The sequence below is a fragment of the Acidobacteriota bacterium genome, assembly GCA_016208495.1.
Classification (GTDB): Bacteria; Acidobacteriota; Blastocatellia; order Chloracidobacteriales; family Chloracidobacteriaceae; genus JACQXX01.
Genome location: JACQXX010000033.1, coordinates 1 through 15,966 on the forward strand (window position 1 = coordinate 1; position 15,966 = coordinate 15,966).

Annotated in this window: 13 protein-coding genes; 9 read left to right on the top strand and 4 right to left on the bottom strand. The window is 50.8% G+C overall.

Features of this window, described 5'->3' with window-relative positions; genetic code table 11:
• A partial coding sequence (locus HY774_05765; protein ID MBI4747974.1) for a transposase occupies window positions 1-336 on the bottom strand: 336 nt, incomplete at its 3' end.
• A gap of 384 nt (window positions 337-720) precedes the next feature.
• Here HY774_05765 and HY774_05770 point away from each other — a divergent pair.
• The gene (locus HY774_05770) at window positions 721-1,773 is read left to right on the top strand and encodes an ankyrin repeat domain-containing protein (protein ID MBI4747975.1); all 1,053 of its coding nucleotides are present in this window, start codon (window positions 721-723) and stop codon (window positions 1,771-1,773) included.
• Between the two features lie 361 nt (window positions 1,774-2,134).
• Here HY774_05770 and HY774_05775 read toward each other — a convergent pair whose 3' ends face one another.
• On the bottom strand, window positions 2,135-3,169 hold the full coding sequence (locus HY774_05775) for an S-adenosylmethionine:tRNA ribosyltransferase-isomerase (GenBank protein ID MBI4747976.1): 1,035 nt from the start codon (window positions 3,167-3,169) through the stop codon (window positions 2,135-2,137).
• A complete protein-coding gene (locus HY774_05780; GenBank protein ID MBI4747977.1) occupies window positions 3,166-3,885 on the bottom strand; it encodes an SDR family oxidoreductase in 720 nt (239 codons plus the stop codon). The genes HY774_05775 and HY774_05780 overlap by 4 nt, the downstream gene beginning before the upstream one ends.
• A 92-nt stretch (window positions 3,886-3,977) precedes the next feature.
• Between HY774_05780 and HY774_05785 the strand changes: the two genes are divergently transcribed.
• The 4 genes from HY774_05785 to HY774_05800 all read left to right on the top strand — a co-directional run bounded on the left by HY774_05785 (window position 3,978) and on the right by HY774_05800 (window position 7,114).
• Window positions 3,978-4,544, top strand: coding sequence for a helix-turn-helix transcriptional regulator (locus tag HY774_05785; GenBank protein ID MBI4747978.1), 567 nt, complete (start codon window positions 3,978-3,980; stop codon window positions 4,542-4,544).
• A gap of 143 nt (window positions 4,545-4,687) precedes the next feature.
• Window positions 4,688-5,569: a hypothetical protein gene (locus tag HY774_05790; GenBank protein ID MBI4747979.1), complete on the top strand. Its 882-nt coding sequence runs from the start codon at window positions 4,688-4,690 to the stop codon at window positions 5,567-5,569.
• A gap of 46 nt (window positions 5,570-5,615) precedes the next feature.
• Window positions 5,616-6,608 (top strand): hypothetical protein, encoded by a 993-nt coding sequence (locus tag HY774_05795; GenBank protein ID MBI4747980.1) that lies wholly within the window; start codon window positions 5,616-5,618, stop codon window positions 6,606-6,608.
• Window positions 6,609-6,631: 23 nt separating this feature from the next.
• Window positions 6,632-7,114 (top strand): hypothetical protein, encoded by a 483-nt coding sequence (locus tag HY774_05800; protein ID MBI4747981.1) that lies wholly within the window; start codon window positions 6,632-6,634, stop codon window positions 7,112-7,114.
• A 236-nt stretch (window positions 7,115-7,350) separates the two neighbouring features.
• On the opposite strand, the gene HY774_05805 is transcribed toward HY774_05800, so the two are convergent.
• Entirely contained in the window at window positions 7,351-10,203 is a 2,853-nt protein-coding gene (locus HY774_05805; GenBank protein MBI4747982.1) for an AMP-binding protein, read from the bottom strand.
• A 192-nt stretch (window positions 10,204-10,395) separates the two neighbouring features.
• Between HY774_05805 and HY774_05810 the strand changes: the two genes are divergently transcribed.
• From HY774_05810 to fbp, 4 genes are all read left to right on the top strand, one after another.
• The gene (locus HY774_05810) at window positions 10,396-11,484 is read left to right on the top strand and encodes an alpha-hydroxy-acid oxidizing protein (protein ID MBI4747983.1); all 1,089 of its coding nucleotides are present in this window, start codon (window positions 10,396-10,398) and stop codon (window positions 11,482-11,484) included.
• Window positions 11,485-11,914: 430 nt separating this feature from the next.
• Window positions 11,915-12,682 carry a sterol desaturase family protein gene (locus HY774_05815; GenBank protein MBI4747984.1) on the top strand — a complete coding sequence of 256 codons (768 nt, stop codon included), beginning with the start codon at window positions 11,915-11,917 and terminating at the stop codon, window positions 12,680-12,682.
• 108 nt (window positions 12,683-12,790) lie between these two features.
• Window positions 12,791-14,185: a sigma 54-interacting transcriptional regulator gene (locus HY774_05820; GenBank protein MBI4747985.1), complete on the top strand. Its 1,395-nt coding sequence runs from the start codon at window positions 12,791-12,793 to the stop codon at window positions 14,183-14,185.
• Between the two features lie 665 nt (window positions 14,186-14,850).
• Window positions 14,851-15,867 carry a class 1 fructose-bisphosphatase gene (gene fbp, locus HY774_05825; GenBank protein MBI4747986.1) on the top strand — a complete coding sequence of 339 codons (1,017 nt, stop codon included), beginning with the start codon at window positions 14,851-14,853 and terminating at the stop codon, window positions 15,865-15,867.
• The last annotated feature ends 99 nt before the right edge of the window (window positions 15,868-15,966 follow it).

The following is a 15,966-nucleotide window of genomic DNA, read 5'->3' on the forward strand; positions in this document are numbered from 1 at the left end:
AAGCTGATTCGGCCACCAGCGGTGACAACTGGTGCGACCGGCAAACAAATCCAGTTTTTGTTCTTTGATTCGGTTTTCCATCTCACCCCGCTCGCAATAGACTAATGTATAGAGCGTTTCTGGATCATGCGTGAGGTTGGTGGCGACAAAACGTGGATTGGCCCCATCGGCACTGTGTTCCGCCTTGACAATGAGCCGTCGCTCCTGCTGCCAACTATGAGCCGCATACTGACACTCCCCAAATAACCGGTGTTTGGTTTGGGTCGTTTCAAACTGGAATTTGGCTTGCTTGATCACGTCCTGGTTGAGTCGCAATAATCGCTCATTCTTGGCCATCCCCACCACGTACTTCACTTCCTGGCGATCACACTGAAAAAAATCACGTAAAATTGGCTCTCCCGCAATTTCGCTGATACTCAACCAGCTACCGGATAAAATACTCCTCAGGTAGATCGGAGTGGAAACAGGGCAGAACTGAGGGGTGAATCTGGAATCAATGATTTTGATGGTACCAGCGGAAGCCCAACTTGAGATGGAATCTGTCAAAAGGGAGGTAGAAAGATGCCACTTTACGCAAAGAATGCGCAAAAGACCCGCCAAAACCAGTCAACCGTGACTGAACTGTTGCGGTGTTAAGGAAAATTCGAACTCAAAGCCTGAAATCTATCAATCGGTTTTGATAAGGATAAGATGAGTTTAAAAGTTAATTGGGAACGGTATATGAAAAAAGCTGGTCTTTGGTTGCCTTACAGTATCTGCTCACTTCTTTTGTTACTGCTGAATATTTCGCCAACTGACGGTTGGAATCATTCACAACGCAAAAACAAATTGAAAACATCAGCAGATATACTGACAGATGCTGTCAATAAAGGTGACTTTGCTGCGGTTAAGAAAGTGCTTCAATCCGGAAACATCAATGCCAGAAATAGCCAGGGAGAAACTGCTCTCATTGTTGCCACCCTAAAAAATGACTTTGAGATGGTAAAATATTTGCTTTCTATCGGAGCAAATGTGAACCAGGAAATTGAACATCCGACACAACGCCGCTCAAAAAAAGACAATTGTGATTGTCCACCAATTGATGTTGGGGCAACTCCGCTCATTTATGCGAGAGATCAGAAAATTGTGCGATTGCTGCTTGATGCTGGAGCAGATGTCAATGCACGTACCTCTGATGGAGATACAGTATTGATAAGAAGTGCCAGTTACGCAAGTCGTGAAGTGATAGGCGCATTGTTGAACGCCGGGGCAAATGTCAATTTACAAAACACTACTGGTGATACAGCACTCCATTCCGCTGCATTTAATGGCCGCAGCGATATTCTCCAAATGTTGCTTGGTGCCGGAGCAACGGTGGACACCTCAGATATCGGAGGGTATACAGCACTTATCTGGGCCGCCAGCAACAACCACGGTGAGGCGGTGAGAGTTCTTCTCAAATTTGGCGCAAATATGAATGCGGCCAATAACGATGGATATACCGGACTGATACTCGCGACGGTTCACGGATATCAGGAAACGGTTAAAGTGTTGATAGAAGCCGGGGTGGATTTGAATATTCAAACGAAGGAGAAAGGTTATAGCGCGCTCCATATTGCAGCACTTAACGGACACGAGCCGGTCGTTGAAACCTTGTTGACAGCCGGAGCGGATACAATGCTTAAAACCAAGAATCGGGAAACGGCACTTCAGATTGCCGAACGACGGAATGCAGAGCGGCGCGGGTTTGCTGGGATTGTCCGATTGCTTCAGTCTGCAAATACAAGAAAGTAGCCAAACTCGCTTGATGGTTGTTTCATTGTTGCCCAAGAAGTTTCGGCTCTTTGGTATTTGCCGTGAACCCCAGCTTTTTGAGCAAAACCTACGCCTGTAAATTTTTTAGAACCAACCTCTGTTTTTGAGGTTATATTCCTGCTTCTACCGGATTTTGTGTTATGCCAGGTCAACGTTGGAAATAAAGAACTTGTCAGTACCACCCGCGTCAGTGGGTGGGGTTAGAAGCAAGCCAGCCCACCCACTGACGCGGGTGGTACTGACTGATTGGCTCTTCTGATTTGTCTCCAACACAAAATCCGGTAGAAGCAGACTTATTTCCCTGTCTGATTTTCGGGGAGCATTATAGCCCAAAGTGGTATTACCCAACGTGAGGCAAAATCAGGCACAAATCCCCAAACTCATGGCTGAGATACCCTGTTTGTTGGGCATGGAACATGGCTGCTTTCAGTAACGGTTCATCCACAAAACAGCCCAACAACCGGAAATGGGTTTCCGTGGCTTCATGCATTCCAGAGAGAATCCCATCAACCACCTGCCGCTGAATTCCTGGATGCAAGATCAAATCAGTCATCCCGGTTCCAGCGACCAGTTTTCCATGGGTGGCATAATTTCCTTCAAGTGCCCGAGTCACCGAAGTTCCAATCGCAATCACCCGTCCGCCCTGTTCCTGGGTTGAATGGATTGCCTCAATGGTCGCGGGTGGAATGTCATACCGCTCTGGAAGTGGAAGCATCGCATCCAGCACCGGGTCACCGCTGGCTGAAATCCCGGCGGCGTGGGTGAGCGCCGCCAGGTTCACTCCGTGGCGCATCAGGTCAAGCAGAAGTTTCCATTGAAGTGATTTCCCCGCTGAGGGCATCTCCATCGCCCAGGGGCGCGAGGCATAGGCGGTCTGCACATCCCACAATTCCAGGTCGCTATTCAGATGCGAATACTGGATTGGATGCCCGGCTCGATACATTTCGCGCCACGTCGCGGACTCATCCAGATTGAACTCAAGCTCCACACTCCGAGGTGATAAAACAGAAGTTTCAAGGACGTATGCCTGGAGCGGTGAACCTTCAATCTGTAATCGTGCCCCGGCTTTTAAAATCGGCGGGTTCACCCGGTCTTCCGTGCGAGTTCGCCAGTTTCCTGCGCCCAGGAGAACCGCCAGGAACCGGGTCCCGTGCTGGTGGCAAATCAGTCGAACCTCAAGCTGCTCCTTTGCTTCAGTCTGGGCAAAAAAGGAGGCGGGCACCGTTGCCGCATCATTAACAATGACCAGATCGCCGGGATGTAAAAAACTGGTCAGGTCGGCCACCTGGGCATCTGTCCACGATTGGGTTGTCCCATCAATCACCAGGAGCCGATTGTCCAGCGGTTGGCTTCGTGGCCAGCGTGAAGGTTTCATAACACCTCCGAAGCCAGAAACCGTGTTCCATTGGCAATGGACTCAAGGTGTTCCAGCCGAGAAATGATTTTTTTGGCAACTGTTGCGGGTGAATCGAGGGTCGTCGGATCCGCTTCGGGCAGGGCATCAGCGTGCATTTGGGTATCCATTTCACCTGGATCAACACTGAGGACCTTGATTGGTGTTCCCTCAAACTCAGTCGCCCAAATCCGGGTCAAATGGTCCAGGGCAGCTTTACTTACGCCGTAGGCGCCCCAGTTCGGATAGGCCGACGCAGCGGCATCGGAAGAAATGTTGAGGATGAGACCTCCACCGCGCAAAACCATTGAACCCGCCACGGCTTTGGTCAGGCGAAACGGGGCCAGCAGGTTGGTTTCCAGAACGTGGCCGAAATCTTCGCATTCGGTATCAAGCAGCAAGGGCATTGGGAGCGGCCCCAGGGTGCTGGCATTATTGATTAACACATCAACCGGTCCGGCCAGCTCTGCCGCCTGGGCGACAATCGGGTAGATGGCTCGTTTATCAGCCACATCCGCCTGAATGGCAAAAGCGATGCCTCCCTGCTGGCGAATGATTTGAACGGTTTCTTCAAGCGAAGCTGCATCGCGGGCAACCAGGGCCAGCCGGGCGCCGCGTTCAGCCAGGTGAAAGGTCAGTGCCTGACCGAGTCCACGGCTGGCACCTGTGATCAAAATTGACTTTCCTGAATAGTTCATACGGTATCTCCTTTGGTTGCCCATACCGTATCAGGTCTTGCCAGCAATGAAACTTTCTTGCTAATACACTGTCAAAAGGTTAGTTTCTTGTCATGAGCGAACAAACCGACATTTCAACCAATTTAGCCGCCAACATCAGGCGATTGCGTGAGTTGCGCGGAGCAACCCAGGACAGGCTGGCCCAACTTTCGGGCCTTCCCCGGCCAACCTGGGCCAATCTTGAATCAGGTTCGGCCAATCCAACCGTTTCGGTCCTGGTCAAAGCCGCCGCGACTCTTCAGGTTTCAGTCGAGGAACTCATCAGCCCGCCCCGATCTGAAGGCCGGCTCTATCACGCGACTGAAATTCCGATCAAAAAACGGGAAGGTGTAACAGTGCGCAAACTCCTGCCTGATTCGCTGCAAAACATGGAGCTTGACCGGATGGAGCTTCCGCCCCGGTCACGAATGAGCGGCGTGCCGCACCGTCCCGGCACCCGCGAATATCTGACCTGTGAAACGGGACAGGTGGAAATTGCGCTGACAGGTGAAAAATGGATCCTTCAGCCAGGCGATGTTTTTGTCTTTCGGGGCGATCAACGTCATTCTTATTTCAATCCGGGGGATGAAACGGCGATTGCCTACAGTGTGATTTTGCTTGGTGCTCAAGGGCCATTTTGAATTGTATAAAGTGGCTGATTCCTTTTAGAAATTCCACAAATCATAGCCCGGAATTCCAAAGCACTTTTAACCACGAAATACACGAAATACACGAAAAAACACTTCCAATATCAATCGCTCAGTCAATTCAAGGCAAGATGCTTATGGCCAACTTTTCCAAAATCCGATGTCTGGGGTTGGTTCTGATCTTCCTGGTGGTCTTCCATCCTGGCTGGCGTGCCAGTTCCACATCGGTTCAGCATCGCCGATCTCTGGGATGTTCACCAAAGGCGCTGACTGCGTACAGACCGATTCCCCAACTGGACTATCCGTGTGAAAGCCACCCGGAAGACAATTTGAACAATCCCGAGCGTGCCGAAGCATTGGAAGCGTACCTGACGGAGCTTGAAACCACCTTTTCGGATCCAAACTGGTGGGCGGTTTCAGTTGCCGAGCTGAATGTTTGTTCGATCACCAACCAGGTTCGCCGGATGACGGCCAGTGAACGCGAGATGCTTGAATACACCACGTATCTTTATGGGGATCATTCGACACGATTGGTCGTCAGTGTGGATCCGTGCATCTGGTACAGCAGCAACACCTTAAATGGGTTTATCCTGCACCGGGTTGGCAGGCAGGTTGTGGCAACCCTGGTGCTTGATGCCTTTTACACCCGGTTGGACAAAGCCGTTGACTTCCATCTGGCGCATCACAACGGTGAAAAGCTTATTTTTGTGTATTCAAATACCTCGGATGGGTCTATGCCGCCAACGTTGTTTACCACTTGCACGGTGTATACGATTGATCCAAAGAGCCACCGGGCCACCCCGAAAAAGCTGTTTCAAGACGAAAAAGGAACGGTGACGAATCAGTTTGAGTGGAATGGGTATGTATTTGAAGATGAGAAATTAGCCAACCAGTGGTACGCTCCAAAAATTGTTCACAAGGGTCGGTTGAGTCAACGGTTCACCATCTGCACACCAATCAACCATCGGATGACCTATTCGACCTATACCTGGAACGGAAAGTACTTTAAGCTCAAATAATGCCAGGGTTCCGTTACCGGCAAAAGGCTCAATTTAATCAATATCTATGGACCGTTTAGACACATTTCGCCCACAGCTTTCGCTGACTCAACCCATACCAGGGTATGAAATCTGGTTCACCGTCATCATTGATTCTGAAACGGGAAAAGCCCTTTGGCTTCGGTTTTCCACTTTTGTTTCGCGACCAGAAGCGCCAGAGAAACAAATCGGCTTGATGTGGGCATCATTTTTTGACGCTGAAGAGGCGGCTCATCATTGTTTTGGAGTTGAACATGCGAGGCGTTCAGAGTGCCAGTGGATCAATCACCGCCTGGAGCACCCGAAAGGTCATTTAAGCTTTGATCATTTTTCTGGTGAAGTGCTCACAAACAAAGGGGTTTTACGCTGGGACCTGGATTTTCAAAGCCAGTTTGAACCGACCCATCACGTACCGGCCTGGTTAAGTGCCTCTCCGCTGGCAAAAACAAAAAGCATCGTTTGCGCTCCGTTTGCCCAGGTGAACGGCACCTTTTCACTCAATGAAAACCAATTCAGATTCAATCGCGCTGACGGACTTTTAGACCATATTTGGGGCACGCATCGGGTGGAGCAATTGTACTGGCTCTTTGTCCCCACATTTGATCATGACGAAGAAGGCTGGGGATTGGAAATGGTCGCCGTAAAACCGAACCGGTTTCTTCCCTGGTTCACATTTGTCACGCTGAGACAAGGTGGGAAATTGTGGCACGACCAGACGGTATGGCAAGCCTGCCGGGGAAAAGTCCAGGCCCGGTATCCTCAGATTGATTTTCAGGTTCGAACCAATACCCACGAAATCACCATCCAGAGCAAACTGAACGAATCTCAAACCACGGCTTATATTTACCGTGACCCGGCAGGTTCCAGCCGCTATATTGAGCATAGCGATGTCAGTGATGTTACCTGTGTGATCCGCGACAAAGACCGGGAACGAACCGTAGGCTGCCGGGGCCGCGCCGCAGTGGAATTTCACGGAATGAACCCCTGGAGCCACCGTCAATATCTTGATCCCTACCCATAACTCTCAAACCAGGAGTAAGGAAAATGAAACAGACTCTATCACCTGGAATCAGTATGCTGGCCGGTGTATTGGTTTTCCTTTTTATCACCTCCCAACCAGTTCCGGCGATACAGAAATATGCTCCTGTCGTTGGTCGGTGGCAGATCAAAGTGCAATTTGCGGATTCAACTTCGGAATTTGATTTTGAGACCCTTGGGGAAGGGGTTTATGGATATGGGAATGGCTCGATCTTTCTTTTAGATCCCCAAACCAGGCTGGTTGCAACGTTCCCGGCATCGTGGGACAACCACCTCGTTGACCGCATTCATATCAGCGGGGAAATCAGTTTGCCAGCAATGGCCGGGAAAAACCGGACACATGGAACGCTGGTTCTCAGAATCCATTATGAGCCGAAGAAAGGTTATGTCGGCACGGCGTTCTTTATCGGAGAAGATTTGACCCAACGCAAAGGCACGATTGAAATGAAACGGACAAAAGGGCCAGAAGAAATCCTGAAAAATCAGTAATAAGGAACCCAGAAGAAAATAAAATCCCACTGAAATCGGGTTCAGGGTTCAGGGTTTCGGGGTTTCGGCGATGAAGCGACTGATCCGACGCACGATGAAGACTGGAGAACTGGCGGGTACCCTTCAACGTGGACTATTTGGCTCTGAACCCTGAACCCCGAACCCTGAACCCCGGTGGTATGATATTTCCATCCGACTCCCTAAATTTTTTGAAGTGCGCCGACTTGTCGGCACTTTCACTCTTTCTGGTTCAATCCTTCATTCGCACTATTGCCACCTGGTTTTGGCCATTTCACCGTTGACAGGTCAGGTTCGGCATATTTTTCCAGAATGGCTTTGCGAGCCGCATCACGTAGCGCAATTACCGAAGTCCAGTCAGTTCCCTGTGGCACAATCGGAGGAAAAATCGTGACACGAAGGTTTCCACGGTGAGGTAACCATTGTTCATCCCGCAAAATTGACCGGGTGCCGTGTAATGCAACCGGAACAACTGGCAATCCGGCGGTAGCCGCAGTTTTAAAGGCCCCGAGGTGAAACGCACGCAAGCCGGGTTCACGGGTGAAGGTGCCTTCTGGGAAAAAACCAAGCGACTGATGAGATCCGGCGAGCTCCTCCAACCGGGCAATGTTGTTGAGGCTCTCCTGGAAGTCAAACCGGTCAAGGTATTCGGTCCCGAGCCGGTCGAGTGCAAACCGGATCAACCAGTTTTCGGCCAGTTCTTTTTTGGCCGTAAAGCACATGTTTGGCGGCAGTACGGCCATGACCACAATCGCATCAATGTAGCTGGCGTGGTTGGCAACATACACACAGGCTTGATCCGTCGGCATGTGTTCGGCGCCGTCAACGGCAATCGGCATCCCACAAACAATCGTTACCAACCGGGCCAGCCAGCAACCATAGCGGCGTCTGAGCTTCAATGTCGGAATCACCACCAACAACAAACACGAAATCAGGACCGCCGTCACAAAAACCAGCCAGCACCAGGCCCCAAACAGGAACAAACCTGTTCGATGGATCAATGATTGGAGCGTGCCGGCGGTCTTCAATTTGAGCGCATTGAGGCGATCCCGGAATGGGCTGCGCGGTCGAAACAAATCTCCGTTCAAGTAGGCATCTCGGGTTCCAGATCGCCGAATTTTGCCGCTCGATGTTTTTAAAACTGAATGTGGCGGGGCCAAAACGATTTCATCAACGGCTGAATCCAGCAGGTGCAGTGTGGTTTGATTGATTTGGGTTCGGAGCTGTTCCAGCACTTCAGTGTCGGTTTCCCTGGTTTCAGCCACAATCACCAGCCGTTCCGTGCCGGAATGCGCATCCGGACAGGCAAACACGGCGACACAACCAGTTCGCACCCCCGGCAAATTCCCCACGACGTCTTCAAGTTCTTGTGGATACAGGTTTCGTCCGGCGCGGATGATCATGTCCTTACTACGCCCGGCAATAAAAATTTCACCTCCCGCAATGTAGCCAAGATCTCCGGTTTCAAGCCATTCGCCGCGAAACAGGGCGGCGGTGGCCTCTGGGTTCCGAAAATACCCGATTGTTGCCGAAGGACCCCGAAACTGGATTCTGCCCTGCACCCGGTCTGGAACTTCATAGCCGAGTTTGTCCACCACCCTCGCTTCATGGTCCGGGAAAGGGAAACCACATCCGACCACCGGCATTCCGTGTGGGTCATTGGGTTGAACGGGAATGGCCTTTCCATGTTCGGTAAACGATTGGCGGTCAATCCATTCGACATTTGGCCCACGGCCAGGGGGAGGCCCGGTGAGCCCGACGGAACACTCAGCCAACCCATACACGGGTGACATGGCCTCGCGATGAAATCCATAGGCGGCGAATTTGTGGCAGAACTGATCCATGGTTCGCGGGCTGACTGGTTCGGCACCATTGAGCGCCATCCGCCAGCTACTCAGATCAAGCCCCTGTAAATCTTCATCCTTGATTTTGCGCAGACACAATTCATACCCAAAGTTTGGGCCCGCGGCGATGGTGCCGCGATAGTCGTGGATAGCTCTCAACCAGCGTTCTGGTCGGGCTAGAAAGTTCTGAGGCGGCATCACCACCAGAAGAGAGGCATAACACAGACTGCCCAGCCAGGCGCCGATCAACCCCATGTCATGATAGAGCGGAAGCCAGCTAATAAAGACATCGGTTGAGCTGACCTTAAACCTGGTTCCCATGGCCCGGATGTTGGCCAGCAGGTTGGCATGGCTTAAAACCACACCCTTTGGAGTGCCGGTACTTCCAGACGTGTATTGCAAAAACGCGGTATCCTGAGCGCTGATGGAAACCATTTCCGAAGCTTCATCAGCGTGGAAAAGATCTTCAGTCGCAACAATTTCCTGGAGTGAAGCAACCTTGGATTGTAAGAGCGCGGTAAAAGGTTTCGCCTGATCGAAGGTGATCAACATCACGGCCTGTGCATTGTCGAGGATGCGAACCTGGCGCTGCAAATGATCAGCGAGCGTTGCAATCCGACTTGGCGGGTAGAGCGGAACCGGAACGCCCCCCGCATACAGACAACCAAAAAAACTGATAAAAAACTCACGGCTGGTCGTCAACATCAGCCCAACCGTCTGGTTCGGGAGCAATCCCCGACGACGCAACCCGGCGGCTATTTTCAGTGCATCCTGGTAGAGATCGGCATAGGTAATGGTTTGCCCAGTTTCATAAAATCGGATGTGGGGACGGTCGCCATGAATTTGAGCCTGTCGGCGAAGCAGTTCCGTGAGGGTTGAAATCGTATCCGGCAGTCCTTCGGTTGAGGTGGCGACTGGTTGGATGATATCTGGCAATGATTGAGGCGGTGTCCAACTTTCGGCCTGTTTCAGAAATTTCACCAAATCCGCGGGAGTCTCAGCTTCCATCAAGGCTGATTCCGGCAGCTTGACTGAAAAAGCCTGTTCAATCCGCGACAAAAGCTCGACCCGGCTCAGGCTGTCAAACCCCAGTTCCAGGTCAAGCCGGGTATCAAGTGTAATCGAGCGGCTCATCGGACCAGAGTGGATTTCAGCGGCCACTTGTCTGACGACAGCCAGTAACCCTTCGTGAATCAATGGTTTGTCTTGACTGGATGAGGTATACATGGCTGCTGAGGTCTCCTGAGGTAACAGATTCTGAGTTGGGATGGGTGTTTATATAGATTTTTTGGGGAAGCGGAAAGGATGACCCACCATAAAAGCTCCTTTTGCGCAATTCAATGATTCGCGCTACAGTTTTCAAACCATCACTGTGCCCCTCCTTGATCTCATCCCCATCCTTCAGGTCCGAAATATCATATGAATCTGATCAACGTGTTTGATTTTGAGAAGCTTGCCCAGGAAAAACTCTTTCAAATGGCATTTGATTATTATGCCAGTGGTGCTCACGATGAAATTACACTTCGGGAAAATCACTCCGCCTTTGATCGCCTGCGGTTGATGTATCGGGTTTTGATTGATGTGAGTCAACGCACTGCCAAAACCACGGTTCTGGGGCACCCGGTTTCCCTGCCGATCTTGATTGCTCCGACAGCCTTTCATCGGATGGCTCATTCGGATGGCGAAGCCGGCACGACCCGGGCTGCCGGTGCCGCCGGCACGATCATGATTTTAAGCTCGCTCGCAAACACGGCGGTGGAAGACATTACCGCCGTTGCCACCGGTCCGGTCTGGTATCAACTCTATATCTATCGCGACCGTGAAGTGACCCGCGAAGTTGTCCAGCGCGCCGAACAGGCCGGATGCACCGCCCTGGTTTTGACCGTTGATGCCCCATTGCTTGGGCGGCGCGAACGCGATTTCCGCAACCGCTTCCAATTGCCACCAGGACTGACGGTGAGAAATGTGTTGCCAGCGGGAATCGCGGACCTTCCGAAAGAAGCGCTTGATTCCGGGTTGGCGGCCTACTTTGCCACCTTAATTGATCCGGCAGTGACCTGGAAAGACATTGAATGGTTGCGTTCGATCACCCGAATTCCAGTTCTAATCAAAGGGATTGTTCGGGCGGATGATGCGGTTCGAGCGGTGGATTCCGGAGCGGCGGGAATTGTGGTTTCAAATCACGGAGGCCGTCAGCTCGACACGTCACCCGCCACCATCGAAGTGCTCCCTGAAATCGCCGAAGCCGTTGCCGGTCGAATTGAAGTCTTGATGGATGGCGGTATCCGGCGGGGAACGGATGTGCTCAAAGCGCTGGCCCTCGGCGCCAAAGCCGTGCTCGTCGGTCGGCCAATTTTATGGGGATTAACCGTTGATGGCGAGCAAGGTGTGGCTCGTGTTTTAGAAATCCTGCGCACTGAATTTGACCTGGCAATGGCACTGGCCGGTTGTCAGTCAGTGGCGGACATCACCCGCGACCTGGTGCGGAATCCACCCCGGTTTGATTGATACCAGTTTGTAGTCAGTAGATCGTAGTCAGTAGTTCACTAACTGCAATTGATTGAATTACTTGACTGTTTTCTAATACGATCACTTCATTCCAAAATGGTATGATCCACCAGAGTTGAAGGCTGTAGAATTTCAGATCAAGAAACCACGAAATACACGAAAAATACAAAAAAGAAATCCAAAGACCTCAACTGGTTCTGAAGTCGTGTCAGGGAAAGCACCAGAGAACTCAAACGAGAATGGCCTTGATCCGCAATGAAAGCCTCGTATTAAAAAAGAGTCAAATAGTTCAATCAAATAAACTTAGTGAACTATGGATTACGGGCTGCTGACTCCAAACTGGTATAATTGTCTTTGGAAGCTTCAAGCAGGCAGGTATTGTTTGCCTGGCTATCCTGAACCCAATCCCAAATATCCTGAAGATCTGTCTATGCTGGAATGGCTCATTCATTGGCTCCAAACTGCCTCCTGGTTGGCGGCAAGTCTGGTGTTTCTGGTCGAAAATCTTGTGATTCTGGGGTTGGTAATCGTGGTCGGAAACTGGATGGTTGTGTTCTTCCAGGATCGCCCGGTGGCTTTGCCTCCACTCCCCTTGACCTGTGCCGAAGTCGCGATGGCGCTCCTGAATGCAGGGTTAAACACAGTTGTGACACTGATTGGCTGGCAACTTTGGCGACACGGCGTGATCCAATTTCGGTCTGACTTCGGATTTGGCGCGCTGGCTGATGTGTTTGTGTTGCTGATGGTGATGGATTTCTTAATGTACGCACTGCATCGCCTTGCCCATCACCAGTGGCTCTACCCGGTACTCCATCAACTCCACCACCGTTACGAACGACTCCGCCCGCTGACACTTTTCGCTTTGAATCCAATTGAAAATCTTGGGTTTGGAACGCTTTGGCTGACGGTCATCACGGTGTATCCAGTTTCCTGGGTGGGGATGTCAATCTATTTGGGATTAAATGTGGCCTTTGGCACGATTGGTCATTTGGGTGTTGAGCCAGTGCCAGGTGGGTGGGCGCGGAAACCAGTGTTGAACGCCATCGCCGGTAGCTCGTTTCATGCCCAGCACCATCAGGATATCAAGTACAACTTTGGTTTTTATACGCTGATTTGGGATCGCTTCTTTGGAACAATACAACCTCATTATCAGCTCAAATATGGCCAGGTTCCAACCGTGGAAATCAACAAGGGGTGAGTCTGGCACAGGCAATCAGTTCTTGTAGAAAATAGTTAAGTGCTTCAATAAAACAAACTTAGTAACCCAATACCTGAATTCACTACACCCCGATCTTCTCAATTCCTCATGAAATCTTCTCTTCCTCCAATTTCACAAACCAAAGACACCATTCGAGTCATCCTGATTGGCGCGGGCAATGGTGGAAAATCGCTGCTGGAGATTTTTTCAGACGACCCGATGATTGCGGTTGTCGGAGTTGCGGACAAAGACGAACACGCGAGTGGATTCCGCTATGCCCAGGAGTTGAAACTCCCAGTCACGACCAATTATCGGAAACTCGTGGCGACCACACCGGCTGATATCATTATCAATGTCACCGGAGACTCTGAAATCAGCCGGGAACTGTACACTTTAAAACCAGAACGGACCGAACTGATCGGTGGGACAACTGCCCGGTTGATCTGTGAATTGATTTGGACAAAGAAGCAATCCCAGGCCCTGGAGGAAAAATATCAGCTTGCACTCCGTGAACTGGAAGCCTATGCCGAAACAGAGTTTATTATCGGCAATTCCCCGCAAATGAAAGAAGTTTCCCGCCTGATTACCCAGGTGGCACCAACCCCGACCACGGTTTTGATAAGCGGCGAAAGTGGGACGGGGAAGGAACTCGTCGCTCGGGCCATTCACCGGTATAGTTTGCGGTCGTCAAAGGTTCTGGTCACGCTCAACTGCACCGCCCTTCCACCAACCCTGCTCGAAAGTGAATTGTTTGGCTACAAGCGCGGCGCCTTTACCGGTGCCTTCAAAGACCACATCGGGTTATTTGAAAAAGCGGATGGTGGAACCATGTTTCTGGACGAAATTGGCGACATGTCGCTCGAAGTCCAGGCCAAATTGTTGCGTACCCTCCAAACCGGCGAAATTCGGGCCGTGGGCGATGTCAAATCAAAGATAGTTTCCGTCAGAATCATTGCCGCCACCAATCGCGACCTGAAAAAAACCATTGAAGAAGGTCGGTTTCGCGAAGATCTCTATTATCGAATCAATACTTTTACGATCACGCTCCCTCCGCTTCGCGAACGGAAAGCGGATATTCCACTCCTGGCCGAATATTTTCTCCTGCGGGCCCGTGCCAAAGTGAACAAACGCGTCGAGGTCTTTTCCCCCAAAGCCCTTGAACTTCTGCGCCAGTATGGCTGGCCCGGAAATCTGCGTGAACTGGAAAACATCATTGAACGGGCCGTGGTTTTGACCAATTCCACCATGATTGAAGCCGAACACCTTCCGATTCATGTTCAGGAAAAGAACCAGCCGCTGACACTCGAAAGAGGGTTTATGGAGGCTAAAGCCGCCGCGATTGACCAGTATGAAAAAGAGGTACTGCTTCGCTTTTTGACCCAGGCCCGAGGCAATGTTTCGGTAGCCGCCAAAATGGCCAAACTTCCCCGGCGGACCTTCCACCGACTGCTGAGCAAACACAATGTTACGGCTGCCAGTTATAAAAGTAACAAATCAAATTGAGACATTTTTAGCTCAGTTGGGACATTTCTGGCTCAGAAATAAATTTTTTAATCAACCCATTGATTTGATTGATCTTTGGGTTGGTGGTTCCAGTCGAAAAAGAAAAAACTGAGACATCTATAGCCCACTCCTGAAACAATTGGAGGGCGACAGGTCGTGCGCACTTAAAAAACCTCCAGGCAAATCATTGTAAATACAAGAGTTACTTCAGCAAGCCAGGTATCTTCATTTAATGAGGGTCTTTGGCACGACAATTGTCTAAGGGATATTTGCCCCTCAAAAAAGCACTCGCTGGGTTTTTTTAAGCATTTTCATCGAAATATCCCCACAGTGTTTGGCTTTTTGCCAGTCATAGACCTGTGTCTGGCTTCAAGTTCTGAGGCTTGCCCCACACATCTTCACACATCAGCAGGAAAATGCCATGACGACATTGCAATGCGAATGGTTACCGCTTGAGGCTTCGGCTTTGTTTGATTCAGTTTTTTCCTTATAGAAAAACCAGAACTGCATATTTTTCAATATGTCAGGTTTTTACTTCAGCAACTACCTTCAAACTGAACGTGTGATTGATTCTCGCCTCTGACGAGGCTTTTTCCTCATTGCCCGACTACAGGGGGCGTTTGGCAGGTAAACCTGGGAAGGGTGGTGAACCAAGAGTGCACTCTATGTCTCACGACGTCATTAACATCTCAAGACACATCCTCGAACAACAGCGCCAGGCCCCAGGGGCAACTGGTGAGTTATCAATTTTGCTCAACACCCTGGCCCTGGCAGCCAAGATTAGCTCTCACGAAGTCAACCGGGCCGGGCTGGGCAATGTCCTTGGCCACGCCGGGTATCAAAATGTGCAGGGCGAGCAGGTCACCAAACTCGATATTTTTACCCATAATCTGCTGCACAGCCTGCTGGGACGCTCAGGCCAGGTGTGTGTCATGGCCTCTGAAGAAGCCGAACACCCGCTCGAAGTTCCCGAGGGCTACCCCAACGGAAAATATGTGGTGTTGTTTGACCCGCTGGATGGCTCGGCCAATTTGGAAATCAATGCCAGCGTCGGGATGATTTTTTCAGTGTTTCGGCGTGTTTCGTCCGATGGCAAGGGAACCATTGAAGATTGCCTGCAAGTTGGGAAACATCAGGTCTGTGCCGGCTATGTCGTGTATGGGGCCAGCACCATGCTGGTGTATTCGACCGGCCACGGTGTCCACGGCTTTACCCTTGACCCGGCAATTGGCGAATTTCTGCTTTCGCACGAAGATATTCGAATTCCGAAAAAAGGAACGATGTACAGCATCAATGAAGGACGTTCCAAAGGGTGGCCTCCGGGAATTGCGGAATATCTCAACAGCATTAAAAGCGGCCAGAATGGTCCGACTTACAACCTGCGCTACATTGGGGCAGCGATTGCCGATGTCCATCGGACCCTGTTGACCGGGGGAATTTTCTTACATCCAGCCAGTGCAGCAAGCCCGAAAGGCAAGCTCCGGTTGTTGTATGAAGCCTCTCCACTGGCATTTCTGGTTGAGCAGGCTGGGGGCCGCGCTTCTGACGGAAAACGACCGATTCTGGAGATTCAACCGGAATCTTTGCACCAGCGCGTGCCAATGATCATTGGCAGCATTGACGATGTTCTCACGGCTGAACGGTTCATCCGTGAGGCCGAAGCCAAAGCACATTATGCGTGAGGTAAAAGTTGGCGAGCATTTTAAATTATGAATTATGAAACAGTTACGTACTTTTATTCAACGAGATATGGCCTTCTTCATTCATAATTCATAGTTCAT

Excerpts from the sequence above, each read along its gene's own strand:
- HY774_05820 (MBI4747985.1), top strand. The coding sequence starts at position 12,791 with ATGAAATCTTCTCTTCCTCCAATTTCACAAACCAAAGACACCATTCGA.
- HY774_05815 (MBI4747984.1), top strand. The coding sequence starts at position 11,915 with ATGCTGGAATGGCTCATTCATTGGCTCCAAACTGCCTCCTGGTTGGCG.
- fbp (MBI4747986.1), top strand. The coding sequence starts at position 14,851 with ATGTCTCACGACGTCATTAACATCTCAAGACACATCCTCGAACAACAG.
- HY774_05795 (MBI4747980.1), top strand. The coding sequence starts at position 5,616 with ATGGACCGTTTAGACACATTTCGCCCACAGCTTTCGCTGACTCAACCC.
- HY774_05790 (MBI4747979.1), top strand. The coding sequence starts at position 4,688 with ATGGCCAACTTTTCCAAAATCCGATGTCTGGGGTTGGTTCTGATCTTC.
- HY774_05810 (MBI4747983.1), top strand. The coding sequence starts at position 10,396 with ATGAATCTGATCAACGTGTTTGATTTTGAGAAGCTTGCCCAGGAAAAA.
- HY774_05805 (MBI4747982.1), bottom strand. The coding sequence starts at position 10,203 with ATGTATACCTCATCCAGTCAAGACAAACCATTGATTCACGAAGGGTTA.
- HY774_05775 (MBI4747976.1), bottom strand. The coding sequence starts at position 3,169 with ATGAAACCTTCACGCTGGCCACGAAGCCAACCGCTGGACAATCGGCTC.
- HY774_05785 (MBI4747978.1), top strand. The coding sequence starts at position 3,978 with ATGAGCGAACAAACCGACATTTCAACCAATTTAGCCGCCAACATCAGG.
- HY774_05800 (MBI4747981.1), top strand. The coding sequence starts at position 6,632 with ATGAAACAGACTCTATCACCTGGAATCAGTATGCTGGCCGGTGTATTG.
- HY774_05770 (MBI4747975.1), top strand. The coding sequence starts at position 721 with ATGAAAAAAGCTGGTCTTTGGTTGCCTTACAGTATCTGCTCACTTCTT.
- HY774_05780 (MBI4747977.1), bottom strand. The coding sequence starts at position 3,885 with ATGAACTATTCAGGAAAGTCAATTTTGATCACAGGTGCCAGCCGTGGA.